The 24,782-nt window shown below is 68.6% G+C and carries 27 protein-coding genes; 10 read left to right on the forward strand and 17 right to left on the reverse strand.

Annotation, left to right across the window (positions count from 1 at the left end):
* Positions 1-45 precede the first annotated feature (45 nt).
* The gene (locus tag KEC56_RS06500) at positions 46-1,722 is read right to left on the reverse strand and encodes a ribonuclease J (protein WP_175986085.1); all 1,677 of its coding nucleotides are present in this window, start codon (positions 1,720-1,722) and stop codon (positions 46-48) included.
* 79 nt (positions 1,723-1,801) lie between these two features.
* Positions 1,802-2,779 carry a 4-hydroxy-tetrahydrodipicolinate synthase gene (dapA, locus tag KEC56_RS06505; protein ID WP_175986084.1) on the reverse strand — a complete coding sequence of 326 codons (978 nt, stop codon included), beginning with the start codon at positions 2,777-2,779 and terminating at the stop codon, positions 1,802-1,804.
* Positions 2,780-2,834: 55 nt separating this feature from the next.
* Here dapA and KEC56_RS06510 point away from each other — a divergent pair, with 55 nt between their 5' ends.
* On the forward strand, positions 2,835-3,371 hold the full coding sequence (locus KEC56_RS06510) for an NUDIX domain-containing protein (protein WP_227530302.1): 537 nt from the start codon (positions 2,835-2,837) through the stop codon (positions 3,369-3,371).
* A gap of 10 nt (positions 3,372-3,381) precedes the next feature.
* Here KEC56_RS06510 and KEC56_RS06515 read toward each other — a convergent pair whose 3' ends face one another.
* Genes KEC56_RS06515 through KEC56_RS06525 form a run of 3 tightly spaced genes read right to left on the reverse strand, consistent with a single transcriptional unit; the run spans position 3,382 to position 5,446 of the window.
* Entirely contained in the window at positions 3,382-4,143 is a 762-nt protein-coding gene (locus KEC56_RS06515) for an SDR family NAD(P)-dependent oxidoreductase (RefSeq protein ID WP_175986082.1), read from the reverse strand.
* Positions 4,143-4,613: a dihydrofolate reductase gene (locus tag KEC56_RS06520; protein WP_175986081.1), complete on the reverse strand. Its 471-nt coding sequence runs from the start codon at positions 4,611-4,613 to the stop codon at positions 4,143-4,145. The genes KEC56_RS06515 and KEC56_RS06520 overlap by 1 nt, the downstream gene beginning before the upstream one ends.
* Positions 4,614-4,636: 23 nt before the next feature.
* Complete coding sequence (locus tag KEC56_RS06525) at positions 4,637-5,446, reverse strand: thymidylate synthase (RefSeq protein WP_175986080.1); 810 nt, start codon at positions 5,444-5,446, stop codon at positions 4,637-4,639.
* A gap of 93 nt (positions 5,447-5,539) precedes the next feature.
* On the opposite strand from KEC56_RS06525, the gene KEC56_RS06530 reads away from it, so the two are divergent.
* From KEC56_RS06530 to KEC56_RS06540, 3 genes are all read left to right on the forward strand, one after another.
* On the forward strand, positions 5,540-5,965 hold the full coding sequence (locus KEC56_RS06530) for a thioredoxin family protein (RefSeq protein WP_175986079.1): 426 nt from the start codon (positions 5,540-5,542) through the stop codon (positions 5,963-5,965).
* Positions 5,966-5,984: 19 nt separating this feature from the next.
* Positions 5,985-6,566, forward strand: coding sequence for a DUF4395 domain-containing protein (locus KEC56_RS06535; protein WP_227530303.1), 582 nt, complete (start codon positions 5,985-5,987; stop codon positions 6,564-6,566).
* 71 nt (positions 6,567-6,637) lie between these two features.
* A complete protein-coding gene (locus KEC56_RS06540) occupies positions 6,638-7,063 on the forward strand; it encodes an OsmC family peroxiredoxin (RefSeq protein WP_175986077.1) in 426 nt (141 codons plus the stop codon).
* A 30-nt stretch (positions 7,064-7,093) separates the two neighbouring features.
* Here the strand turns inward: KEC56_RS06540 and KEC56_RS06545 are convergent, their stop codons facing one another.
* The 5 genes from KEC56_RS06545 to KEC56_RS06565 all read right to left on the reverse strand — a co-directional run bounded on the left by KEC56_RS06545 (position 7,094) and on the right by KEC56_RS06565 (position 12,468).
* A complete protein-coding gene (locus KEC56_RS06545; protein WP_175986076.1) occupies positions 7,094-7,537 on the reverse strand; it encodes a hypothetical protein in 444 nt (147 codons plus the stop codon).
* Complete coding sequence (gene dapB / locus KEC56_RS06550; RefSeq protein WP_175986075.1) at positions 7,534-8,280, reverse strand: 4-hydroxy-tetrahydrodipicolinate reductase; 747 nt, start codon at positions 8,278-8,280, stop codon at positions 7,534-7,536. The genes KEC56_RS06545 and dapB overlap by 4 nt, the downstream gene beginning before the upstream one ends.
* A 19-nt stretch (positions 8,281-8,299) precedes the next feature.
* A complete protein-coding gene (locus tag KEC56_RS06555; RefSeq protein ID WP_175986074.1) occupies positions 8,300-8,902 on the reverse strand; it encodes a histidine phosphatase family protein in 603 nt (200 codons plus the stop codon).
* An 82-nt stretch (positions 8,903-8,984) separates the two neighbouring features.
* Positions 8,985-10,013: an aldo/keto reductase gene (locus KEC56_RS06560; RefSeq protein ID WP_227530304.1), complete on the reverse strand. Its 1,029-nt coding sequence runs from the start codon at positions 10,011-10,013 to the stop codon at positions 8,985-8,987.
* Between the two features lie 184 nt (positions 10,014-10,197).
* Positions 10,198-12,468, reverse strand: a complete 2,271-nt coding sequence (locus tag KEC56_RS06565; RefSeq protein WP_175986072.1) for a polyribonucleotide nucleotidyltransferase — start codon at positions 12,466-12,468, stop codon at positions 10,198-10,200.
* 306 nt (positions 12,469-12,774) lie between these two features.
* Here KEC56_RS06565 and KEC56_RS06570 point away from each other — a divergent pair, with 306 nt between their 5' ends.
* A complete protein-coding gene (locus tag KEC56_RS06570) occupies positions 12,775-13,101 on the forward strand; it encodes a hypothetical protein (RefSeq protein WP_227530305.1) in 327 nt (108 codons plus the stop codon).
* Positions 13,102-13,108: 7 nt separating this feature from the next.
* On the opposite strand, the gene KEC56_RS06575 is transcribed toward KEC56_RS06570, so the two are convergent.
* Complete coding sequence (locus tag KEC56_RS06575) at positions 13,109-15,031, reverse strand: GDSL-type esterase/lipase family protein (protein WP_227530306.1); 1,923 nt, start codon at positions 15,029-15,031, stop codon at positions 13,109-13,111.
* A 154-nt stretch (positions 15,032-15,185) separates the two neighbouring features.
* On the opposite strand from KEC56_RS06575, the gene KEC56_RS06580 reads away from it, so the two are divergent.
* Positions 15,186-15,806, forward strand: a complete 621-nt coding sequence (locus KEC56_RS06580; protein ID WP_227530307.1) for a DedA family protein — start codon at positions 15,186-15,188, stop codon at positions 15,804-15,806.
* Between the two features lie 9 nt (positions 15,807-15,815).
* Positions 15,816-15,995 carry a DUF5302 domain-containing protein gene (locus tag KEC56_RS06585; RefSeq protein WP_147037786.1) on the forward strand — a complete coding sequence of 60 codons (180 nt, stop codon included), beginning with the start codon at positions 15,816-15,818 and terminating at the stop codon, positions 15,993-15,995.
* A gap of 53 nt (positions 15,996-16,048) precedes the next feature.
* On the opposite strand, the gene KEC56_RS06590 is transcribed toward KEC56_RS06585, so the two are convergent.
* Both KEC56_RS06590 and KEC56_RS06595 read right to left on the reverse strand, forming a co-directional pair.
* Entirely contained in the window at positions 16,049-16,693 is a 645-nt protein-coding gene (locus KEC56_RS06590; protein WP_227530308.1) for an FMN reductase, read from the reverse strand.
* A gap of 2 nt (positions 16,694-16,695) precedes the next feature.
* On the reverse strand, positions 16,696-17,922 hold the full coding sequence (locus KEC56_RS06595; protein ID WP_227530309.1) for an LLM class flavin-dependent oxidoreductase: 1,227 nt from the start codon (positions 17,920-17,922) through the stop codon (positions 16,696-16,698).
* 113 nt (positions 17,923-18,035) lie between these two features.
* Here KEC56_RS06595 and KEC56_RS06600 point away from each other — a divergent pair, with 113 nt between their 5' ends.
* Positions 18,036-19,202, forward strand: a complete 1,167-nt coding sequence (locus KEC56_RS06600; RefSeq protein ID WP_227530310.1) for an acyltransferase family protein — start codon at positions 18,036-18,038, stop codon at positions 19,200-19,202.
* Positions 19,203-19,448: 246 nt separating this feature from the next.
* Positions 19,449-20,453: an isopenicillin N synthase family dioxygenase gene (locus KEC56_RS06605; protein ID WP_227530311.1), complete on the forward strand. Its 1,005-nt coding sequence runs from the start codon at positions 19,449-19,451 to the stop codon at positions 20,451-20,453.
* Positions 20,454-20,599: 146 nt separating this feature from the next.
* On the opposite strand, the gene rpsO is transcribed toward KEC56_RS06605, so the two are convergent.
* Positions 20,600-20,869 (reverse strand): 30S ribosomal protein S15, encoded by a 270-nt coding sequence (rpsO, locus tag KEC56_RS06610; RefSeq protein ID WP_144795440.1) that lies wholly within the window; start codon positions 20,867-20,869, stop codon positions 20,600-20,602.
* Positions 20,870-20,997: 128 nt separating this feature from the next.
* Here rpsO and KEC56_RS06615 point away from each other — a divergent pair, with 128 nt between their 5' ends.
* Positions 20,998-22,281, forward strand: coding sequence for an MFS transporter (locus tag KEC56_RS06615; protein ID WP_227530312.1), 1,284 nt, complete (start codon positions 20,998-21,000; stop codon positions 22,279-22,281).
* 30 nt (positions 22,282-22,311) lie between these two features.
* Here the strand turns inward: KEC56_RS06615 and KEC56_RS06620 are convergent, their stop codons facing one another.
* The 3 genes from KEC56_RS06620 to KEC56_RS06630 form a co-directional block, all read right to left on the reverse strand.
* On the reverse strand, positions 22,312-22,863 hold the full coding sequence (locus tag KEC56_RS06620) for a YceI family protein (protein WP_227530313.1): 552 nt from the start codon (positions 22,861-22,863) through the stop codon (positions 22,312-22,314).
* Between the two features lie 153 nt (positions 22,864-23,016).
* Entirely contained in the window at positions 23,017-23,385 is a 369-nt protein-coding gene (locus KEC56_RS06625) for an FKBP-type peptidyl-prolyl cis-trans isomerase (RefSeq protein ID WP_175986063.1), read from the reverse strand.
* Between the two features lie 178 nt (positions 23,386-23,563).
* A complete protein-coding gene (locus tag KEC56_RS06630) occupies positions 23,564-24,766 on the reverse strand; it encodes a PrsW family intramembrane metalloprotease (protein ID WP_227530314.1) in 1,203 nt (400 codons plus the stop codon).
* Positions 24,767-24,782: the final 16 nt, after the last annotated feature.

Here is a 24,782-nt window from a genome sequence, read left to right on the forward strand (position 1 = left end):
TTCAGCCACCGACGACGCCGCGTAATGACGCGGCTTTCCGCCGATTCAGGCTTCGATGACCAGCGGCACGATCATGGGCCGGCGACGCAGCTTCTGGTTCACCCAGCGCCCGATCGTTCGGCGCACGACCTGCGACAGCGCGTGCGTGTCGCGCACGCCGTTGCCCGCGGCCTCCTTGAGCGCCGCGACGATCTTCGGGACGACGTCCTCGAAGACCGCGTCGTCCTCGGCGATGCCGCGGGCGTGGATCTCGGGGCCGGAGATGATGCGGCCGGTGGTCGCGTCCACGACGACGATGATCGACACGAACCCCTCCTCGCCGAGGATGCGGCGGTCCTTGAGATCGGCATCCGTGATCTCGCCCACCGTCGAGCCGTCCACGTAGACGAAACCGATGTCGTGCTGGCCGGCGACGCGCGCCTCACCGTCCTTGAGGTCGATGATCGTTCCGTTGGAGGCCAGGAACGTGTTCTCGACCGGGACGCCGGTCTTCTGCGCGAGCTTGGCGTTCGCCATGAGGTGACGGTACTCGCCGTGCACCGGGAGCACGTTCTTGGGCTTGAGGATGTTGTAGCAGTACAGCAGCTCACCGGCAGCCGCGTGTCCGGAGACGTGCACGCGAGCGTTCGCCTTGTGCACGACGTTCGCGCCGAGCTTGGTCAGGCCGTCGATCACGCGGTAGACGGCGTTCTCGTTGCCCGGGATGAGGCTCGAGGCGAGGATGACGGTGTCGCCCTCACCCGGCTCGATGGCGTGGTCGAGGTTCGCCATGCGGCTGAGCACCGCCATCGGCTCGCCCTGCGATCCGGTCGACATGTAGACGATCCGGTCGTCGGGGAGGTCCTTGGCCTTCTTGTAGTCGATGAGCACGTTCTCGGGCACCTTGAGGTAGCCGAGGTCTGCGGCGATGCCCATGTTGCGGACCATGCTGCGTCCGAGCAGCGCGACCCGGCGGCCGTTCGCGTGCGCCGCGTCCAGCACCTGCTGAACACGGTGCACATGGCTCGAGAAGCTCGCGACGATCACGCGGCGCTGCGCCTTCGCGATCACCTGATCGAGCACGGGTCCGATTGAGCGCTCGGTGGGCGTGAAACCGGGGACGTCGGCGTTCGTGGAGTCGACGAGGAACAGGTCGACGCCTTCCTCGCCGAGACGCGAGAACGCCCGGAGGTCGGTGATGCGGCCGTCCAGCGGCAGCTGGTCCATCTTGAAGTCGCCCGTGGCCAGGACGAGACCCGCGGGCGTGCGGATCGCGACCGCCAGGGCATCGGGGATCGAGTGGTTCACGGCGACGAATTCGAGGTCGAACGGCCCGACCTTCTCCTGCTGCCCCTCCTTCACCGTGAGGGTGAAGGGCTTGATGCGGTGCTCCTTGAGCTTCGCCTCGACGAGCGCGAGGGTGAGCCCGGATCCGATCAGGGGAATGTCGCCCTTGAGCCGCAGCAGGTACGGCACGGCGCCGATGTGGTCCTCGTGGCCGTGCGTGAGCACGACGCCGACGATGTCGTCGAGACGGTCCTTGATCGGCTCGAAGTCGGGCAGGATCAGGTCGACGCCCGGCTGGTGGTCCTCGGGGAAGAGCACGCCGCAGTCGACGATGAGGATCTTGCCGTCGAACTCGAAGGTGGTCATGTTCCGGCCGACCTCGCCGAGGCCGCCGAGCGGGATGATGCGGAGTGTTCCCTCCGCGAGCTGTTCCGGGGCGGCGATGGGAATGGACATTGATGTCTCCTCAGTCGGTCACGATTCGTGCCCGTATTGCTGTGGGCGCGCTCTGCGCCCGTCGTTTGTGCGCATGGTGTCAGCGGGTTGTGCCGTGCACCTTCGGCAGTGCTCCGCCGGCGGCCGCATTGCGGTCAGGGCGGAAGTTCGAGAAATCGGCTCCGGGCACGTCCTTCACCAGGTCGAGCTCGTCCTCGATGAGTGCGGCCTCCCACTCCTCCGGCCCGACCAGGGGCAGGCGGACGCGGGGGCTGGAGATGCGGCCGAGGCCGTGCAGGATGTACTTCGCCGACACCGTGCCCGGCACGTGCGTCATCGTGGCGCGCACGAGCGGCTCGAGGCGCTTGTGCTCGGCCGTCGCCGTGGCCAAGTCGCCGCGGTTCACGGCGTCGACGATCGTCCGGTACGGCGCCGAGGTGATGTTCGCCGTCACACCGATCAGACCGGATGCACCGATCGAGAGGTGCGGGAGCACATTGGCGTCGTCGCCGGAGAAGTACATCAGGTCGGTCTGGTTCAGCACGCGGCTGACCTCGCTGAAATCGCCCTTGGCGTCCTTCACCGCGAGGATGTTCGGGTGCTTGGCCAGACGCAGGATCGTCTCATACTTGATCGGGACGCCGGTGCGGCCGGGGATGTCGTACAGGATCACCGGCAGATCGGTCGCATCGGCGACCAGGCGGAAGTGCGTCAGGATGCCGGCCTGGGTCGGCTTGTTGTAGTAGGGCGTGACGATCATGATGCCGTCTGCTCCGGCCTTCTCACTGGCCTTGTAGAGCTCGATCGCGTGCGCGGTCTCGTTCGAACCGCCGCCGGTGATGATCTTCGCGCGACCGGCCGAGACCGACCGCCCGACCTCGACCAGCTTGAGCTTCTCGGCGTCGGTGAGGGTCGACGTCTCACCCGTGGTCCCGGTCACGACGATGCCGTCGGCACCGCCCGCGATGACGTCGTCCATGTGCTTCTCAGTGGCGTCCCAGTCGACTTCGCCGTCGGCCGTCATCGGAGTGACGAGCGCGACGAGAACCTGTCCGAAGGGGTTGCCCGAGTGCGTCATGATCCCAGCGTATCGGTTTCGGCCTGTCGTGACCGCGCCGGATAGGCTCAGCGGCATGACCTGGCAGACCCGCGCATCCCGCGTCGTGTACGAGAACCCGTGGATCTCGGTCCGCGAGGACGTCGTCGACGGCCCGTCCGGCGAGGGCATCTACGGCGTCGTCACGCTGCGCAACGCCGCGGTGTTCGTCGTCGCCGTGGATGACGAGGACCGCGTGTGCCTGGTCACCGTCGACCGGTACACCGTGGGGCGATCGATCGAGGTGCCGGCGGGCGGAACCGACGGCGAGGAACCGCTGACCGCCGCCCGACGCGAACTTCTCGAGGAGACCGGTCTGCAGGCCGATCAGTGGACGCCGATCGGTTCGATGAACGCCCTGAACGGCGTCACGGTCGCCCCGGAGCACGTCTTCCTCGCCCGCGGCCTGAGCTCCGCGGCATCCGGGTCGGCGCAGGAGGAGGAGGGCATCGTCGACCTCGCGTGGGTGCCGTTCCCCGAGGTGCTCGAGATGGTCGCCGACGGACGCATCTCGGACGGCGAGACGGTGGCCGCACTCGCCTATGCGGGCATCCACCTCGCACGGTTCCGCTGAGCGCTCGCCCTCAGACGCGGCCGCGACGGGCGGCGCGTGCCGTCAGGGGTGCCGGGAGCACCTTCGTGAGTGCGACGACGACCTTGTAGCGCAGCGACGGGACCGACACGGCCTTGCCGCGTGCGGCATCCCGCAGGCCTTCGCGAACGACGTCCGGCGCGTTCAGCCAGCCGATCGCGGGGATCCCCTCGTGCCCGGGGGCGAGGCCCATCCGCTCGTGGAAGGTCGTGTGCGTGAATCCGGGGCAGAGGGCGGTGACGGTCACGCCGTCGGCGGCGTACTCGGCGTTCGCCCACCGGCTGAAGCTGATCAGCCACTGCTTGCACGCCGAGTACGTCGAACGCGAGATGAATCCGGCGACGGATGCGACGTTGATGATCCGCCCGCCCCGACCGCGCATGCTGCGCAGTGCCGCGTGCATGAGCCGCATGGGCGCCTCGACGTGGATGCGCAGGTGCCTCACCTCGTCGTCGATGTCGTTGTCGGCGAAGTGCAGGGGCAAGCCGAAGCCCGCATTGTTGACGAGCAGGTCGATCGGATGCTCCGGGTCGGCGATTCTGTCGACGATCCGCTGCAGATCGTCTGCGACGACCAGGTCGGCGGTGATCACGTCGACCGCCACGCCGTGCTCGTCGCGCAGCTCTGCCGCCAGGCGCTCGAGCGGCGCTGCTGAGCGCGCGACGAGGACCAGGTCGGCGCCGCGACCGGCGAGCTGGCGGGCGAACTCCTCGCCGAGCCCGGCGCTCGCGCCGGTGATGACAGCGGTGGGCATCAGCGCTCGTATCCGAGGAAGCGGTAGCGGATGCCGGTGCGGGACGTCTGCCACTCCCCCTCGTCGACGAGGCGCCAGCCCTGCTTGGAAGGGGCGTAGGCGTCACCGGCGACCTCGAGGTCGAGCTCGGTCACCTCGAGACGGTCGGCGTCGCCGATCACCTGCGCGAAGATCTCGGCGCCGCCGATGATCCACACGCGTTCCAGACCCCGCACGGCGCTGGGCAGATCCGCCGCGCGGCGTGCGCCGTCGGCGCTCCAGTCCTGCTGACGCGTGATGACGATGTTCTCCCGCCCCGGCAGAGGCCGGAAGCGCTCGGGCAGCGAATCCCAGGTCTTGCGCCCCATCACGACGGGTGCGGTCAAGGTGATCTCCTTGAAGTGCGCCAGGTCTTCGGGCACGTGCCAGGGCATGCCGCCCTCCGCGCCGATCACGCCGCCGCGCGCCTCGGCCCAGATCAGGCCGACCATGGGACCAGCGGAGACGGAGTCACTCACACCGCCACCGCCGCACGGATCGCCGGGTGGTGCTGATAGTCCTCGACGACGAAGTCGTCGTACGCGTAGTCGAAGATGGACTCCGGCTTCCTGGCGAAGCGCAGCGTCGGGTAGGGGTACGCATCGCGGCTCAGCTGTTCGCGCACCTGCTCGACGTGGTTGTCGTACACGTGGCAGTCGCCGCCCGTCCAGACGAAGTCGCCGGGCTCGAGGCCGGTCTGCTGCGCGATCATCATCGTCAGCAGTGCGTAGCTGGCGATGTTGAACGGGACGCCGAGGAACATGTCGGCGCTGCGCTGGTAGAGCTGGCAGGAGAGCCGTCCGTCGGCGACGTAGAACTGGAACAGTGCGTGGCACGGGGCCAGCGCCATGTCGGGGATGTCGGCCGGGTTCCAGGCTGAGACGATGATGCGACGGGAGTCCGGCGTCGCCCTGATCTGCTCGATCACCTGGGCGAGCTGGTCGACCGTGCCGCCGTCGGGCGTCGGCCACGACCGCCACTGCACGCCGTACACGGGGCCGAGATCGCCGTCGGCATCCGCCCACTCGTCCCAGATGGTGACGCCGTTCTCCTGCAGCCAGGCCACGTTCGAGTCACCGCGCAGGAACCAGAGCAGCTCGTAGGCGATCGACTTGAAGTGGACGCGCTTGGTCGTGATCAGCGGGAAGCCCTGCGAGAGGTCGAACCGGATCTGCCGGCCGAACACGCTGGTCGTCCCCGTCCCGGTCCGGTCGTCCTTGTGCGTGCCATGATCCAGCACGTCGCGGAGCAGGTCTTCGTACGGCGTGGGAACGGCATCGCTCATGCCAGCCAGACTACCGCGACGCTCCGACGACCGGGCCCGTCACGCACCGTCACATCCGTCCTGCGCGGCCGAGACCGGACGTACGCTCGGAACATGCCCGTGTCCACCGCGATAGCCGTCGCCGCCGCCCTGCTCGTCGTGGCCACCGTGCTCGGGCTCGTGCTGCGCACCGGAGACGGACGGCGGCGCGCAGGACGCGGGCTCGCGGTGCGTGCGGAGGATCTCCCCGCTCCCCTCGCGACCGGCGCGACACTCGTGCAGTTCAGCACCGCGCTGTGCGCCCGGTGCCCGCAGGTGCGCCGGATGCTCACCGGGATCGCGGAAGCCGACCCCGCCGTGACGCACCTCGACATCGACCTCACCCACCGCAACGACCTGGCCGCGCGCTATCACGTGCTCCAGACCCCCACCATCTTCCTCGTCGACCGCACCGGCGCCGTCGTGTCCCGCTGGAGCGGCGTGCCCGAGCGCACCGCCGTCGTCTCGGCGCTGCGCGCCGTGACCAAGACTGCACCGTGACCACCCTTCAGGAGCACCCATGAGCACGCCTGCCGGAATCGATCCTCGCGGCCCTCGCTTCACCGCCGCCATCACCACCGCGCTGCTTCTCGTCGCCGTCGTGCTCGGTCTCGCCGGCGCATCCACGGCGAGGCGGCTCGACGCCGCGTTCGGCTGGTTCGCGTATCAGCCGCTCTCCGGCGACGACTTCGCCTTCATCGCCGGGACGTGGCTCCTGCCCGCGCTCCCGCTCGCTCAGCGCGCACTCGACCCCGGATTCGTCCTCCTCGCGGTCATCGCACTCCTGTTCCTGTGGGGCGCCGCCTTTCCACGCAGCGCTCCCTGGGCGGTGCTGTTCCGCCGGGTCATCCGACCACGACTGGCGCCGACGACCGAGCTCGAGGACCCGCGACCCCCGCGCTTCGCCCAGGGCGTCGGTCTGGTCGTCGTCTCGATCGGTCTGCTCCTGCATCTGCTCGGTGTGCCGTGGGCGCTGCCGATCGCGGCTGCGGCCGCATTCATCGCAGCCTTCCTCAACGCGGTCTTCGGATTCTGCCTCGGCTGCCAGTTGTATCTGCTGCTGCAGCGCGCCGGTCTCGTCAGGCGGTCGGCCGCGGCCTGATCCCCCCGGTTCCCCGGATCGTCCCTGCTCGATAGGCTGACGGAACACCTGTCACGATCCCTGGAGGAATCATGCCCGTCACCAGCGAAGCAGCAACGACCTGGACCGGTTCTCTCGCCGAGGGGTCGGGCACCGTCCGGTTCTCATCGTCGAACCTCGGCACGTTCCCCATCGACTGGAAGGCGCGCAGCGAGGGGTCAGACACGACGACGACGCCCGAGGAGCTCATCGCCGCAGCGCACGCGTCCTGCTTCAGCATGGCGCTCGCGCACGCGCTGTCGGAGAACGGCACGCCGCCGGAGCGCGTCGACACCAGCGCCTCGGTCACCTTCAAGCCCGGCACGGGCATCACCGGCAGCCACCTCAACGTCAACGCGAAGGTGCCGGGACTCACCGCGGAGCAGTTCCAGGAGATCGCCGAGGGAGCGAAGACGGGATGCCCGGTCTCTCAGGCGCTCGCCGGCATCGACATCACCCTCGAGGCGACCCTCGCCTGAGGCCCAGCGAACCGCAAGTCTGGGAGAACGTCAGCTCGTGAGCTTCGCGAGCCTGATCGCCTCGCGGATGCTGGCGCGGGCGTCCTTGCGACGTCCCGCCGCATCCTGAACCACCCCCAGGCGGTACCGGGCGCGCCAGTCGTCGGATGCCGCCTCTGCTTCAGCCGCGTAGCGCTGCACGAGCGGCTCCGCATCCGCCCTCGCGATGCGTCCGTTCGGGCTCAGCTCGGTCTCGGCCGCGGGCATCCCGCCCTCGGCATCCAGCTTCGAACCGAGGCGCTCCGCCTGCACGCCGAACTGCACCTCGCGCACCAGCGCCCAGGCGCCGATCAGCGGAAGGACGATCAGCGCGGCCCCCATGGCGATCCCCACGGGGTCGCCGCTGGTCAGATACAGGAAGGCCCACTGCCCCGTGAGCACGAAGTACAGGACCAGGCACAGTCCGATGACGATGACGCCGGCTCTGGCCATCATGCGCGCGGCCGGATGCCGATGTCGATCATGTTCTCCAGCCCGATGACGACCCCGCGCGCGGTGGCCGCATACGGCACCGCGAGGCGGATGCCGGGGGCATAGGCCTGCGCGGGATCCACGGTGTCATGCGTGATCGTGAGCGATTCGCCAGGGCCCGAGAGGATGACGTCCTGACGGGCGACGACGCCGGGACGGCGCAGCGAGTGCACGGGGACGCTCGCGACCTGCTGCCCTCTCGCGCGCTGATCGGCGTGCGGGGCGCTCACCGGCCCCTGCTCCGCCCTGGCGGCGGCGATGAGCTCCGCAGTGCGCACAGCCGTGCCGCTGGGCGAATCGATCTTGGTGTCGCGGTGGGCCTCGACGATCTCGGCCGATGCGAACAACGGCGCGGCCGCAGCGGCCAGCGACGACCCGATGACCGAGCCGAGCGAGAAGTTGGGGATGAACACCGCACCGGTGCCCGCCTCTTCGACCAGCGGACGCACAAGGGCGATGCGCTCCGCCGACCACCCGGAGGTGCCGACGAGCACGTTGATCCCGCGCTCGACCGCCGCCCGGACGACGTCGACGCTGACCTGCGGGGTCGACGCGTCGACCACGAGGTCCGCGCCGTCGAGCTCGTCCAGGCCGCTGGCGGAGGTGAGCTTGCGCGACACCTCGAAGCCGTCGAGCTCGTCGATCACCTGCGCGATGATCGTGCCGAGCTTGCCCGAGCCGCCGACGAGTGCCACCTGAAGCGTCATGCACCCAGTCTATTTGCGCTCACACCGGCATCGCGTCCGGCAGGCCGGTACGCAGCTCCATCGGCAGGTGGCTCAGCTCGTTGTGGTTGATCAGCGTCCACGGGCGCCCCTGCTTCTGCCCGATGACCGTGAGACCGCAGTGCGCCTGGTTCAGCGTCATCCAGCGCCAGTCGGGCGCGCCGAGCACCTCGCGCACGAACCACGCGATGACGAAGTTGTGCGTGATGAGGACCTCGTGCACGTCGCCCTGCTTGCGGACGAGGAACTCGTTCACAGCATCCGCCATCTGCGCTCCCCCTGCCTCGATCTCGGCGTCGGTCACCGACCCGAAGAACGACTCGTACACCGCGGGGGTGTCCTCGTTCATGCCGGTCGGAACGCAGTCGAACAGCAGCGCGGACGGTTGCGGGGTGACCGACGGCAGCCGCTCGGCGATCGCGCGGGCCGTCTCGGTCGCCCGCAGCAGCGGCGAGTGCCACACGGCGTCCAGAGGGAGACCGGAGAGCCGGTCCGCGATCAACTCGGCCTGGCGCTGCCCCCGGGGCGAGAGGGGTCCGTCGTCGACGCCGTGCTCGGCATCCTGATGTTCACCATGTCTGACCAGATATATGTAGTGCGTCACAACCCGCTCGCTTCGTCGCCAGCCTTCACAGGGGCGTTCCCAGCCTAACCCGGACTCGAGCGCCGGGCCACGCGCGCATCGGTCAGTTGCCGACGCGGGTCAGTTCGGCGACCTGGGCGCGGGTCAGGGTGATCCCTGCGCCCTGCATCAGCTCGTCGACGTGCTCGGTGGCGAACGTGTTGACGATCGGCGCGACGATGCTGCTCCGTGCGAGCAGCCAGGCGATCGACACCGCCGCCACGGGTGCTCCCACGTCGGCTGCGACCTGGTCGAGGGCACGGAGGATGCGCGTGCCCCGGCGGTTGAGATGCCCGCGCAGCTGCTCGCCGCGCACACCGCGTGAGACGTGGGCTTTGCTGCGGTGCCTGCCGGAGAGGAACCCGTGCTCGAGCGCATGGGACGGTGTCACGGCCAGCCCCTGCGCCCCGGCGACGAGGCGCAGATCTCCTTCGAAGGCCTCGCGGCGGATGAGGTTGTACGGCTCATCGACGACCTCGATGCGCGGGTATCCGGCCGAGGCGAGGATGCGCGCCTCGACGAGCTGCTCGGGTGAGAGCCCGAACGCGCCGATCGTGCCGACCTTGCCGGCGTCGCGCAGCCATTCCACCGTGGCGAGGGCATCCTCCACGGAGGCCGTGCGATCGAGTGTGGCATCCAGGTAGATCACGTCGATGCGTTCGACGCCCAGCCGGGTGAGCGAGCCCTCCACGGCGCGGACGAGGTTCGTCGAACCCAGACCCGGATTGTCGGCGTGCGAGCCGACGCGGACGCTGAGCACGGTCCGATCGCGCAGTCCGCGGGAACGCAGCCACTGCCCGATGATGTGCTCACTGCGACCGCCGGAGAATCCGTCGGCCGTGTGGACCGCGTTGCCGCCGAACTCGACATAGCGATCGAGGATCGCATGACTCGTCTCGAGGTCGACGTTCCAGCCGAACTCGGCTGCACCGAGCATGAGCGGGAAGGTCTGGATGCCGCTGTCGCCGAGCGCGACCCGGATGCCCTCTCCGACACCGGGACCGACGACGGGGATCGGCGCCGACGGATGCTCGGCGTTCTGCTCGGCGCGCTCGGGCTGCTCCTCAGCAGTCCCCGTGCCGAACAATCGCATTCTCACCACCCCCGGGGTGCGCACTCCCCGAGTGCGTACTCACAGGGTAAGCGAGAACGGCGACATCGCCGTCCATTGACGGTAACGAGAGCGGAACTTCCGATAACGGTTCGATCACGCACAACGCCGCGACGGCCCGGATTCCGCACATGAAGTGCCGAACCCGGGCCGTCGTGTGGAGGTGTTACGCCTCGGTGGTCTCCGCCTCAGCGGCCTCGGCCGGAGCGTCGTCGAGCACGGGCTCGAGCGACAGCTTGCCGCGGTCGTCGATCTTGGTGATCTTCACGAGCAGCTTCTGGCCGACCGAGAGGACGTCGTCGACGTTCTCCACGCGCTTGCCACCGGCGAGCTTGCGCACCTCGGTGACGTGCAGCAGGCCGTCCTTGCCGGGCAGCAGCGAGATGAAGGCGCCGAACGAGGCGATCTTCACGACGGTGCCGAGGAACTGCTCGCCTACCTCGGGGTTGGTCGGGTTGGCGATCGCGTTGACCTGGGCACGAGCGGCCTCGGCCGACGGACCGTCGACGGCGCCGATGTAGACGGTGCCGTCCTCCTCGATGGAGATCTGCGCGCCGGTCTCGTCCTGGATCGCGTTGATCGTCTTGCCCTTCGGGCCGATCAGCTCGCCGATCTTGTCGACCGGGATCTGCACGCTGATGACGCGCGGCGCGGTCGGCGCCATCTCGTCAGGAGCGTCGATCGCGGCGTTGAGGACGTTCAGGATCGTCAGACGCGCGTCCTTGGCCTGCGTCAGAGCGCCCGCGAGGACGTCGGACGGGATGCCGTCGAGCTTCGTGTCGAGCTGGATCGCCGTGATGAACTCACTGGTGCCCGCGACCTTGAAGTCCATGTCGCCGAGGGCGTCCTCGGCGCCGAGGATGTCGGTGAGGGCCGCGTAGCGGGTCTCGCCGTCGACCTCGTCGGAGACGAGGCCCATCGCGATGCCGGCCACGGCCGCACGCAGCGGCACACCGGCGTTCAGCAGTGACAGGGTCGATGCGCAGACCGAACCCATCGACGTCGAGCCGTTGGAGCCGAGGGCCTCGGACACCTGACGGATCGCGTACGGGAACTCCTCGCGGCTGGGCAGCACCGGCACGAGTGCGCGCTCGGCGAGGAAGCCGTGCCCGATCTCGCGACGCTTCGGCGACCCGACTCGGCCGGTCTCACCGGTCGAGTAGGGCGGGAAGTTGTAGTGGTGCATGTAGCGCTTGCTCGTCGTGGGAGAGAGCGAGTCGATCTGCTGCTCCATCTTGAGCATGTTCAGCGTGGTGACGCCCATGATCTGGGTTTCGCCGCGCTGGAAGATCGCCGAACCGTGCACGCGCGGGATGACCTGCACCTCGGCGTCGAGCGGGCGGATGTCGGCGAGGCCGCGGCCGTCCATGCGCACGCCCTCGGAGAGGATGCGTCCGCGGACGATGCCCTTGGTGACCGACTTGTACGCGCCGGAGACCTCGCCTGCGGCGGACGCGGGCAGGGTGCCTGCCTCGATGGCCGCGGCGACCTCGGCCTTGACGCGGTCCTTGACCTCGTCATCGGCTTTCTGGCGCTCGATCTTGTCGGCGATCTGGTAGACCTTCTCGAGGTCCGCGGTCGCGGACGCGGCGATGAAGTCGTAGGTCGCCTGCTCGTACGCCGGGAAGACCGGGTAGACGCCCGGCTCCTTGGCGGAGTGCGAAGCCATCTCGGCCTGCGCCTCGACGAGCTGCTTCAGGAACGGCTTTGCGGCCTCGAGACCACCGGCGACGATGTCCTCGTTCGGCTTGACGGCGCCGCCCTTGATGAGGTTCCAGCTGTTCTCGGTGGCCTCGGCCTCGACCATCATGATCGCGACGTCTTCGGAGCCGTCGGCCTTCTTGACCACGCGGCCGGCGACCATGAGGTCGAAGACGGCCTCCTCGACCTGAGCCTGGTTCGGGAACGCGACCCACTGGTCGGCGTTCTCGCCGTGGCCGGGGATGAGCGCGAGACGGACACCGGCGATCGGACCGGAGAAGGGCAGACCCGAGATCTGGGTCGACGCGGATGCCGCGTTGATCGCCAGAGCGTCGTAGTACTCGCCCGGAGCGATCGAGAGGACCGTGATGACGATCTGAACCTCGTTGCGCAGTCCGTCGACGAACGACGGGCGCAGCGGACGGTCGATCAGGCGGCAGACGAGGATCGCCTCGGTCGAGGGACGGCCCTCGCGACGGAAGAACGAACCGGGAATCTTGCCCGCTGCGTACGAACGCTCTTCGACGTCGACGGTCAGCGGGAAGAAGTCGAAGCCCTCGCGCGGGTGCTTGCCGGCGCTGGTCGCGGAGAGGATCATCGTCTCTCCGTCGAGGTAAGCCGCAACCGAACCCTGTGCCTGCTGAGCGAGGCGACCGGTTTCGAAGCGGACGGTGCGGGTGCCGAAGCGGCCGTTGTCGAGAACGGCCTCGGCGGCAGTGATTTCAGGACCTTCCAAGAGGTCTCTCCTTCTTTGTTTAGACTCGTCCGTCCGTGTGACGGGCGAGCTCATTCATCGCGGAGCGGAGCCTCAGAGTTCGGGCGCGCGGGCACTCCCGCGAATCTCGCCTGCGCTGGCCACCAGTAGAAGACCACCCGGCATGTGCCGAGGAACCCACCACAGGGGACCAGCTTCTCGCCGATTCCACTCCGTATCAGCGTACCAGCGCCCGCTGCGCCTGTCAGCGGACGCACGGCGCGATGCGGGCGCGTGTCCTCCGAATGGCCGACAGCACGGCGACCGCTCCGCGCAGTATCTTCAATCATGACCGCACTCACCGCTCCGTCGCCCGCACCGTCCCGATACCGCAGGCTCGGCACCGCGTCGCTCGTCACCGGCGTCGCCACGCTGCTCGCCGCCGTGATCGGTGTCGCTGTCTCCGCCGCAACGCCGGGAGCCGCCGCGCTGGGTGTCGCCGCCCTCGGGCTCGGCGTCGTCGCGATCATCGCCGCGGCGTCGCTCGTGCTCGGCATCGTCGCGGTGTCCCTCTGCCGGCCGCGCACGATCGCGATCTGGGGACTGGGCATCACGGTCGCGACGATCGTCGCCCTCGCCTTGATCGTCTTCCCGCCGTCCCTGTGGTGGGGATGAACCGGCGTCACCGAACTTCGGCGCCTCGCATGCTCGACGACCGGCCGATGTAGACGTAGTCGTCGTGCTTGGCGACCCTCCCGTCGCCGGCCACCCGCCCCCGCATGCGCCGCCACACCCAGGGCAGGGCGTGCTCGCGCCACCACGCGGCCCTGGTCGTGGCATCCGCGTCGTGCAGCACCTGATCCAGCGCTCCGAGCGTCTCGGCGTGCGGCACCCCGAGCAGGTCGCCCGCGACGTACGCGAGGAAACGGTGCCCCCTGCTGCCGAGGTGGACGAGGTCCTCTCCCCAGTTCGGGCGGGCGCCGAGAGTCGGATGCAGGTCGGTGTCGAGCAGGATGGCGCCGTGGCGCTCGGCGATGCCGGCCAGTCGTGCGGCGAACGCCGCGAACCTGGAGGCGAACACCGCTGCGGCCCTCCGGCCCGGCAGGAACGGCGTGACGAGCAGCACATCGGCGCCGTCGGCGCGAAGCTGCCGCACCGTCTCCTCGACCTCGGCCGCAAGGGCAGGGACATCGGCATGGGACTTCACGAGGTCGTTCGCGCCGATGAGGATCGAGACGAGATCGGGTCGCAGCTCGCGCGCCCTGGTCAGCTGCTCGCCGCGGACGTCGCGCACACGCCGGGAGCGCACGGCGAGATTCGCGTAGTGGATGCCGCCCCGGGCCGACAGCAGCAGCGCGAGCCGGTCCGCCCAGCCGCGCAGCGCGCCATCCGGGCCTGGGTCGCACAGACCCTCCGTGAGCGAGTCGCCCAGGGCGACGTAGCGCTGCCACCGGCCGTTCCGTGCAGCCCCGGCCGGCTCAGGACGTCGCGGGCGAGGCGCCCGCAGCGCACGATCGACGACGTGGAGCTCTCGCGCCTCGTCGAAGTGGTCCAGCAGCTGATCGCACACGGCCTGCCAGCTGCGGCCCTCGACGGCGGCACGGCCGGCGACGCCGAAGGCCCGGCGCTTGCGCGCATCGCCGGCGAGATCCAGGACCCGCATCCGCAGATCGTCGAGGTCTCCGGGACGGTACAGCCAGCCGTCGATGCCCATGCGGACGAGATCGAGCGGCCCGCCCCGACCGGTCGCGACGATCGGCACGCCGCTGGCGTGCGCCTCCTGCAGGGTCTGCCCGAACGTCTCGCTCTCGCCGGGGTGGACGAACACGTCGAAGGAGGCCATGGCCGTGGCGAGGCGGTCGCCGTCGAGATGTCCGAGGAACACGGCCCCGGGCATGAGCGTCTCGAGGCGCGAACGGGCAGGTCCCTCGCCGACGATGACGAGACGGACGCCGGGCAGGCCGTGCAGCACCCGCAGATCCTCGACCTGCTTCTCGGCCGCCAGGCGCCCGACGTACCCGACGACGACCTCGCCCGCCGGGCGCTGCCAGTTCTCGTCCCGAGCGCCGGGATGGAAGCGCTCGGCGTCGACCCCGCGGCCCCAGCGGCGGATCCGGTCGACGCCGAGTCCGACGAGCTGCTGCTCCGACTCGGAGGAGGGAGCGAGGGTCAGCGTCGCACGCCGGTGCAGGCGCATGATGTGGTTCTGCGCGAAGCTCGCCGTCGCGGCGACCCGGTAGCGCTCGGTATAGGCGGCCACGTCGGTCTGATAGGCCGCGACGGAGGGCACGCCGAGGCGGCCCGCGGCCAGCACGCCGCGCCATCCGAGCGCGAACGGCGATGCGAGGTGGACGACGTCCGGACGGAACCGCGCAAGCGACCCGGCCACGCGGTGAACGGTCGCAGCGCCCACCCGGACGTTGCGGTATCCGGGAAGCGCCATGCTCGTCACGGTTTCGACAGCGGCCCCGTGCATGTCCGTGGGGATGCCGACGGCATCCGGTGCGATCACGTGGGCAGCATTCCCCGTGCGCTCGAGGTGCCGCAGGATCTGCAGCACGGACCCGGTCACCCCGTTCATGTGCGGCAGGAAGGATTCGGTCACGATCGCGACTCTCACGATGCCAGGATGCCCCGCCGGTGCGGCACGGCAGCGTGGGGACAGCCGCCGGAACCGAGAGTTCACCGGTTGCACGACTTTCCTTCACCGGCTGTCCCCGATTCGGTTTCCGTTCATCTCGGGCGCGCATCGTCGAGACGTGATCACCGACGTGGTTCTGGATGCCGTGCACGGCCCGTGGGCCCTGATCGCCATGGCGCTCCTCGTGCTCGGCGACGCCTTCTTCGTCGTCGTCCCGGGCGAGATCGCGGTGACGGCCCTCGGCGCCCTGTCGATCTCGTCCGGCGCACCGCCGCTGTGGGCGGTCATCGCCGTGGCTGCCGCGGCCGCCGCCTGCGGCGACCTGCTCTGCTACAGCATCGGTCGCTGGGCGGGCATCGAACGCTGGCGGTGGATACGGTCGGCACGAGTGGTCAGGGCGCGCACGTGGGCGCATGGCCGTCTGCAGTCGGGAACCGCTGTCGTGCTGTTCACCGCGCGGTTCATCCCGTTCGCCCGGCTCGCCGTGAATCTCGTCGCCGGAGCGACGCGCGTCCCTCTCCCCCGCTACGCCGCCCTGGTCGCGGTCGCCGCGACCGGCTGGGCCGCCTATCAAGCCGCCGTCGGCGCCCTCTTCGCGGCGATCCTGCCCGGCGGCCCCATCGTCGCGATCCTCGTGTCCGTCGTCACGGCGATCGTCATCGGAGCGCTGATCGACCTGTTGATCCGCCGCCGCGATCGTGCGCGCGCGGGCTATCGATCCCCCGCGCGGCGCGACTAGGCTGACCGCATGAGCACCGAAGAAGGCGCTGCGTCCCCCTCGGACGACATGAAGCGCAAGTTCAAGGAAGCGCTCGAGAAGAAGAACGCTCACCACCGCGACGGCGAGTCGCACATGGACGGCGACTCCGCCGTCCATGCGGTGAACGCCCCGCAGACGCGGCGCGAGTTCCGACGCAAGAGCGGTTGACCGTCCAGAAGGCGCCGACCCGGATCCGGGTCGGCGCCTTCCTCATGCTGGCCTCACTCCCCTGCGAGCCCTCCGAGCAGGTGGCCGAACGAGCGCCCCTCGCCGAGGTAGTTCGCCGGATCGAACGGGTCGGATGCTGTCGCGGCATCCTTGCGGGCGATCGCCTCGGCGAGCTCGCGCGCGCCCTTCTCGACGCGCTTGCCGAGCGGGGCAACCTCATCGGCTCCGCCGCCCCAGTCGCTGGATGCTGCGAACACACCCGTCGATACGGCCTCGGCGTGCAGGTAGGCGAACAGGGGACGGATCGCGTAGTCGATCGCCAGCGAGTGCCTGGCCGTTCCCGCGTTCGCGCCGATGAGCACAGGCTTGCCGGTGAGCGCGTCGGGGTCGAGGACGTCGATGAACGACTTGAACAGCCCCGAGTAGCTGGTCGAGAAGATCGGGGTCACGGCGATCAGCGCATCGGCCGAGTACACCGTGTTGATCGCCGTCTCGAGGTTCGCCGGTGCGAATCCGGTCAGCATGTTGTTCGTGATGTCGTGCGCGAAGTCGCGCAACTCGATCACGTCGACCGACGCCTCGATGTCGCGCTCGGCGAGCTGCTTCACGGTCTCGGCGGCCAGCTTGTCGGCCAGCATCCGCGTCGAGGACGGGTTCGAGAGCCCACCCGAGATCACGGCGATGCGACGCTCGGTCATGCTCAGGCCCCCTTCCGGCCGAGTCCGAACGCGGCACCGGCGGGCGCCGGCATGTCCTGGTAGGGCGATCCTGCGGTGAGGTTGTCGCCGCGGTTGGCGCCGGGACGGGCCTCGCGCGCCGGTCCGTCGCCGTAGACCGCCTTGACGCGGGCCGCATGCGTGGGCGCATCCGGCACCGCGGCCGGGCGGTTCTTCGCCAGCTCCTTGCGCAGCACGGGCACGACCTCGCCGCCGAGGATGTCGAGCTGCTCGAGCACGACCTTCAGCGGGAGTCCGGCGTGGTCGATGAGGAACAGCTGGCGCTGGTAGTCGCCGAACGTGTCGCGCATCGCGGCGTAGCGGTCGATGACCTGCTGCGGCGAGCCGACGGTGAGCGGCGTCATCTCGGTGAAGTCCTCCATGCTGGGGCCGTGACCGTAGACGGGTGCGTTGTCGAAGAACGGGCGGAACTCGTTCACCGCGTCCTGTGAGTTCGCGCGCATGAACACCTGTCCGCCGATGCCGACGATCGCCTGCTCGGGGGTGCCGTGGCCGTAGTGCGCGTAGCGCTGGCGGTACAGCTCGATGAGGCGCTGGTAGTGCTCCTTGGGCCAGAAGATGTTGTTCGCGAAGAAGCCGTCGCCGTAGTACGCGGCCTGCTCGGCGATCTCCGGCGTGCGGATCGAGCCATGCCACACGAACGGCGCCACGCCGTCGAGCGGCCGGGGCGTCGAGGTGAAGCCCTGCAGCGGGGTGCGGAACTTGCCCTCCCAGTCGACGACGTCCTCGTCCCAGAGCTTGCGCAGGAGCGCATAGTTCTCGATCGCCAGCGGCAGCCCTTGACGGATGTCCTGCCCGAACCACGGGTAGACCGGGCCGGTGTTGCCCCGGCCGAGCATGAGGTCGGTGCGGCCGTCGGAGATGTGCTGCAGCATCGCGAAGTCCTCGGCGATCTTCACCGGGTCGTTCGTCGTGATGAGCGTGGTGGAGGTGGAGAGGATCAGCCGCTCGGTCTGCGCCGCGATCGCGGCAAGGGTCGTGGTCGGCGACGAGGACCAGAACGGCGGGTTGTGGTGCTCGCCGATCGCGAAGACGTCGAGGCCCACTTCTTCCGCGTGCGTGGCGATCCGGATCGCGTCCTTGATCTTCTGCCGCTCGCTCGGGGTCTCACCGGTGACGGGGTTCTGCGTGATGTCACTGACGGTGAAGAGTCCGAACTGGATGCCCGAGGTCTCGGTCTGCTCGCTCATGGTCTGATGCTCCGGTCTCGCGGCGGATGCTGTGGCATCCGCATCTATTCATTTGAATGTATCTGATGCAACGCCACCCCGCCAACTTTATTCCCGGCCGGTAGCCTTCAAGGGTGAGCAGCACCCCGCAGACCCCGAGTGCCCCTCCGACCGGCGGCATCGCCCGCGCGAAGCGACGCGTGCCGTTCTGGGACAACGCCCGCTACGCATGCATCGTCCTCGTCGTGCTCGGTCATGCCATCCAGCGGTTGACGTACGACTCCAGCATCGCGATGGCCCTGTATCTCGCGGTGTACGCGTTCCACATGCCGGCGTTCGCGATCATCTCGGGCTACTTCTCGAAGGCGGCCCCGCCCACGAGGAAGCAGATGTCGCGCGTCATCACCGACATCCTCGTACCGTACGTCATCTTCGAACTGCTCTGGACCCTCACCAAGTGGCTCGTCGAGGGACAGGCGAACCCGAACATCACACAGCCGTCGTGGACCCTGTGGTTCCTCCTGGCGCTGGGGATCTTCCGGCTCGTCCTCCCCTACCTCGCCCTGCTGCGCTGGCCGCTCGTGTGGAGCCTGCTGATCTCGATCGGCGCAGGCTACCTGCCCAACGTCGACAGCACGTTCTCGCTGTCGCGCACCCTGGGATTCCTGCCGTTCTTCGTGCTCGGCTGGTGGGTGCGCGAGCACGATCTCGTGAACCGGCTGCGACTGATCGACTTCCGCCCGTGGTGGGTGCGCGCGGTCGCCCTCGCGATCTTCGCCGTCGAGGGGTTCATCGCGTGGAACTGGGTGGATCTGTGGAAGAGCGTCGACCTCGACACCTGGTTCTTCTACAACGACTCGTACTCCGATCTCGGCGCGCATGTGTGGTGGTCCGGCGGCATCCGGCTCCTGCTGATCGTGCTCGGCGTCGTCCTCAGCGTCGCCTTCTTCGCCCTGATCCCCCGCGGCGAGCACTGGTGGACGAAGTTCGGTCAGTACACGATGTACGTCTACCTGCTGCACTCGTTCGTGCTTTACCCGTTCCGCGAGACGGGGATTCTGCGCAACGCGGAGCCGACCTGGTTGTGGCTGCCCGCCGTCATCGTGCTCTCGGTGGCGATCGCCGTGGTGCTGGCCACGAGGCCGGTGCGGTGGGTGTTCCGCCCGCTGATCGAACCGCGGGCGCGGTGGCTGTTCTCGGACACGCAGCTCGTCGAGACGTCGAGGCGCGACGACCCCACCGGATCGCGGCGTCCTCGGGAGGGCGCGAAGCGTCAGGCGAACAGTCCCGATCCGACGTAGGACCCCGGTGCCGCACCGGGCGGGATCGCCCAGATACCGGTGCCGATGTGCCGGATGTACTCGTTCATGAGGTCGCTCGAGACCGATGCCAGCCCACATGCGCGGAAGCACATCGCGACGGCCGAGGCGGCGGAGATAGGCGACGAGGATGCCGACGGCAGTCCTTAGCGAGCTGACATTAGCACCCTGCGCGCGATGTCCGTAACACTCGCCCGCCCTCGCAGAAAACGGACTTACTCTCGGGTCATGGCTGATCTGAACCTCCCCATCCTCGACCTGTCCGACCTGGACAAGAGCCCCGAGGACGCCGCCCGCTTCCGCGAAGACCTCGCCGTGGCCGCCCATGACGTCGGATTCTTCTACCTCGTCGGAACGGGCATCGAGCACGATCTGTTCCGGCGGCTCCAGCGGGCTGCGCGCGACTTCTTCGCCCTGCCTGAGGACGACAAGCTCGCCATCGAGAACGTGCACAGCCCGCAGTTCCGCGGGTACACCCGCATCGGCGGCGAGCTCACCCAGGGCAAGATCGACTGGCGCGAGCAGATCGACATCGGCCCGGAGCGCGAGAGCGTGCAGGGCGGCCCCGCATACAACCGGCTGATCGGCCCGAACCTGTGGCCCGCGGTGCAGCCGGAGCTGCGCGAGGTCGCCGAGAGCTGGCAGCGGCACCTCACCGCCATCTCGCGGAAGCTGCTGAGCAGCTGGGCAGAGGCCCTCGGCGCTGCTCCCACGCACTTCGACGCCGCGTTCGAGGAGGCCGAGAGCCTGCTCAAGATCGTGCGCTACCCGGGAACGGATGCCGTCGAGCCCCAGCAGGGCGTCGGCATCCACAAGGACGGCGGAGTTCTCACGCTGCTCTGGGTGGAACCGGGCAAGGGCGGCCTGCAGGTCGAGCGCGGCGGCGAGTGGGTGGATGCACCGCCGGTCGATGACGCATTCATCGTCAACATCGGCGAGATGCTCGAGTACGCCACGGGCGGCTATCTCAAGGCCACCAAGCACCGCGTGATCTCGCCGAAGGCGCCCGACGACCGCGTCTCGGTGCCGTTCTTCTTCAATCCGGCGCTGAACTCGCAGGTGCCGGTCATCGACCTGCCCGACGAGTTGCGCGCGCAGTCACGAGGCGTCTCGGGCGAGGGCGAGAACCCCATCGACGGCGTCTACGGCGAGAACGCGCTGCGCTACCGGCTGCGTGCGCACCCGAACGTCGTCGAGATCCACCACGCGGATCTGGCGAACGCGCCCAGCTGAGCTCCCGGAAACAGTGAAGGCCTCCCCACACCGTGGGGAGGCCTTCTCAAGAATGTTCTGCGCGATTGAACGCTGGTCGCGTTATCGGCGATTCGGATCGGCGTGCGCCGATCCTCTCCAGACTGCGTCTGATTGCGTCCTGAGGCTTATCGCCGCAGTCCGAGTCGCTGGATCAGCGAGCGGTAGCGCTCGATGTCCACGCTCTGGAGGTAGCCGAGCAGACGACGACGCTGACCGACGAGCAGGAACAGCCCACGACGCGAGTGGTGGTCGTGCTTGTGCTCCTTGAGGTGCTCGGTGAGGTCCTTGATGCGCTGCGTCAGCATTGCGGCCTGCACCTCGGGGGATCCGGTGTCACCGGGGTGCGTCGCGTACTCTTCGATGATCGCCTTCTTGACGTCTGCTTCCAGTGCCATAGATTCGATCCCCTTTCAGTCGTTGCGCGGCGCCCGACGCCTGATGCGTGGGCTCTCTTTATCCGCGGCCGATCAAACGGCAACCTGTAGAGTCTACCAGCCCCGCGGACACCGGATAGCCTCGTCCGGTGAGCAGCGCCCTGATCGATCTCCGCCCCTTCCGGGCGAGCCCCGCCTTCACCCGCCTGTGGATCGGATCCACCCTTGCGGGCATGGGCGGGCAGCTGACACTTGTCACGATCATGCTGCACGTGTTCGAGCTGACCTCGAGCACGTTCGCGGTGTCGATGGTCGCCGTCGCAGGCCTCGTGCCGATGATCCTCGCCGGACTCTACGGCGGAATGCTCGCCGACGCGTTCGACCGCCGCGTCGTCGGGTTGATCGCGGCCGTGATCACGTTCGCCTCCACGCTCATGCTCGCGGCGCTGACCTGGACCCACCTCGAGACGATCTGGTGGCTCTACGCGCTGAGCATCATCAACGCGGCGGCGAACTCGGTCGGTATGGCGACGCGCAGCGCGATCATCCCGCGTCTTCTCCCCCGCGACCTGCTGGCTTCGGCATCCGCACTCAACGGCATCACGATCGGGATCATGGTGATGGTCGGTCCCGCGCTCGCCGGCGTGCTGGTCGCGACCACCGGCTACGGCTGGACGTACACGATCGACGTCGTCCTCATGCTCGCGATGTTCATGGGTCTGTGGACTCTTCCGTCGCTCCGCCCTGAGGGAACGATCGTCCGCCCAGGGCTCGAGTCCCTCGTCGACGGGTGGCGCTTCCTCCAGCGGGCGAAGAACATCCGGATGCAGTACATCCTCGACATCATCGCGATGACCTTCGGCCAGCCTGTCGCGCTGTACCCGGCGCTGGGCACGGTTCTGCTCGGAGGCGGCGCGGTCACCACGGGTGCACTGACAGCCGCCGTCGCGGCGGGCACGTTCCTGTCGAGCCTGTTCTCGGGCCGGGTCGTGCGCTACCGATGGCACGGTCGTGGCATCCAGCGCGCGATCCAGGCCTATGGAGCGGCGATCCTCGTGTTCGGAGCCGTCCTCCTCATCGGGGTGTGGATGCCGCCCGCCGACGAGACCCACGTCAATCTCGGACTCATCATCGCCGCGTGCATCGCGCTCGCGGCATCCGGCGCCGCCGACAACGTCAGCTCGATCTATCGCAGCACGATGATGCAGGCATCGGTGCAGGACAGCATCCGCGGCAGACTCCAGGGGATCTTCATCATCGTCGTCACCGGAGGACCCCGCATCGGCGCGCTCTACGCAGGTACGCTCGCAACGCTCACCGCGTTGTGGTTCCCACCCCTGCTCGGAGGGTTCATCGTCATCGTGCTGGTCGCGCTGCTCGTGCGGTCGGCGCCGTCCTTCCGCGACTATGACGCCGAGGACCCCGCACCCTGATGGGCGCGGGGTCCTCGGGGAGACGCGGCGTCAGTCCTGCTGCAGCGAGCCCTGCAGGTCGAGGTTGATCGTGACGTCTTTGCCGACGAGGACGCCACCGGTCTCGAGAGCGGCGTTCCAGGTGAGGCCGAAGTCCTCGCGATTGATGGTGGTCGTCGCCGACGCGCCGGCCTTGTAGTTGCCCCACGGGTCGGAGCCGAACCCGCCGAAGTCGAACGCGAAGCTCACCGGCTTCGTGACACCGCGGATCGTGAGATCGCCGTCGACGAAGAAATCGCCGTCCTCGACGCGGGTTCGCGTGGAGACGAAGTCCATCGTGGGGAAGTTCTCAGCGTCGAAGAAGTCGGCCGAGCGCAAGTGGGCGTCGCGACCTTCGTCCTTGGTGTCGACGGACGTGACGTCGACGGACGCCTCGACCTTGGCGTCGAGCGGGTTCTCGGGGGCGATGAGAGTCGCGCTCTTCACACCGAACGTGCCGCGCACCTTCGAGATCATCATGTGGCGCACGCTGAAGGTGACCTCGCTGTGCGCGGGGTCCAGGGTCCAGGTGCCGGGGCGGTAGCCGGGGACGTCGATGGTCATATGGGGGTTCTCCTCGAGATCAGGGCCGCGTCGCGGCGTTCACGTCATCCAACCTACATGCGTTCGCATGTATTCCCTGAGTGCGAACCGAATACTCATCACGAAGGCCTCCGCCCGATCCACGGGCGGAGGCCTTCGTATCGATGCGACAGGTCAGCCGACGGCCACGAGGTCGATGATGAAGATGAGGGACTTGCCGGAGAGGAAGTGCCCGGCACCAGCGGGCCCGTACGCCAGGTGCGGCGGGATGACCAGCTCGCGACGTCCCCCGACCTTCATGCCCGGGATGCCGTCCTGCCACCCCTGGATCAGGCCGCGAAGCGGGAACTGGATGGTCTCGCCGCGGCCCCAGGACGAGTCGAACTCCTCGCCCGAGTCGTACTCGACACCGGCGTAGTGCACGGTGACGGTGTCGCCGGGCTTGGCCTCGGCGCCGTCGCCTTCGATGAGGTCACGGATGACGAGCTCTGCGGGAGCAGGGCCGGTGGGGGCGTCGAACTCGGGCTTTGTGCGATCAGTCATGCCTCCATACAACCCTGCGTCGTCACCGTCGGTCAACGTGATGACGACAGCCGACAGCGAACAGACGGAAGGTCCGTGGCAAGACTCAGCGCCCGGTGCTGCGGCGATGCCTGCGAGTCTCCCGGGCGCTGAGTTGATCTGAGACCAGGGTGCACCCGGTCGCCGAACATGTCAAGGGTCAGTACGCGAGCAGCGCAGTGCGGGTCGCCGACGTGCGGGTGAGCAGCGCTCGCTCATCCTCAGCTGCGAGCGGATCCCGCCCTGTGATCGCCCGCTGGCGAACGGCCGCGAGGGCGGCGGCATCCCGGATGAACTGCTTCATCAGTGCCCGACGATCTCCGCTCAGGGTCGCGGCCCATTGCATCGCCACCTTGCGCCCGGCCGGGGTCGCGAGCATCGTGACCTCCTCCGGGGTGAACCATCCAGCCGCGGCGTACTCCCCCAGCCGCTCGCGCGTGAGCCGCGCCTCCTCCCGGCGCAGGGCGACGATCACCAGGATGAAACCGATGAACAGCGGGACCTGCAGCGTGACGTAGAGCGCGAAGAAGTCGGCGAACATGGCGGAGCCGTTCCAGAAGCCGTGCAGCAGCATCGCGCCGATGAGGCCGATGCATCCGCTGCCGAGCGCGGCGCTCCGGGAGGCGTGCCGTCGCGCCGCGAGGCCCATCGCGAAGCCCGTGAGGCTCGTGAACATGGCGTGGGCGAACGGCGAGAGCAGCCCGCGCATCACGAACGTGGCGGTCAGCTGCGATCCCCCGCCCTCGATGAGACTGATGGCGAAGTACTGGATGTTCTCGGTGAACGCGAATCCGCCGCCGATCAGGGCGCCGTACACGATGCCGTCGACCGGGCCGTCGAACGCGCGTCTGCCGATCAGGAAGATGATGAAGATCCCCAGCCCTTTGGCGATCTCCTCGACGATCGGCGCCTGGATCACCGTGCTGAGGACCTCTGCGCGCAGACCGATCGCCAGCGTGATCGCGAGATCGACGAGCAGCGTGATCCCGATCGCGGCGATCGCGCCCCACGCGATCGCGAAGGCGATCAGGGACTTCGGCTCCGGTTCCCACCGATCGATGATGTACACCCCGACGAACACGATCGCCAACGGGACGAGGGCGATGACCAGACCGATGCCGGATGCCACCGCCCCCAGCGCCCACACGAAGTACCCGATCAGGGCGACCAGCACGAAGCCCAGAATGCCGAAGAGCCAGATCGAGACGGTTCGTCCGCGGCGCGCCGGCACGGGTAGCGCCGGGAGAGCGGGCCCCGGAGCCGTCACAGTCGGGGCGGGCGGCGAATACACCGTCGGCTGCGCAAGGGCCGATGCATACACCTGCCGGGTGTTGTCGTATTGGGCAGGTCCTCCGAAGGTCATAGCCAAAGCCTAGAGG

The organism is Microbacterium tenebrionis (assembly GCF_020682665.1).
In the GTDB taxonomy this organism is placed as follows: Bacteria; Actinomycetota; Actinomycetes; order Actinomycetales; family Microbacteriaceae; genus Microbacterium; species Microbacterium tenebrionis.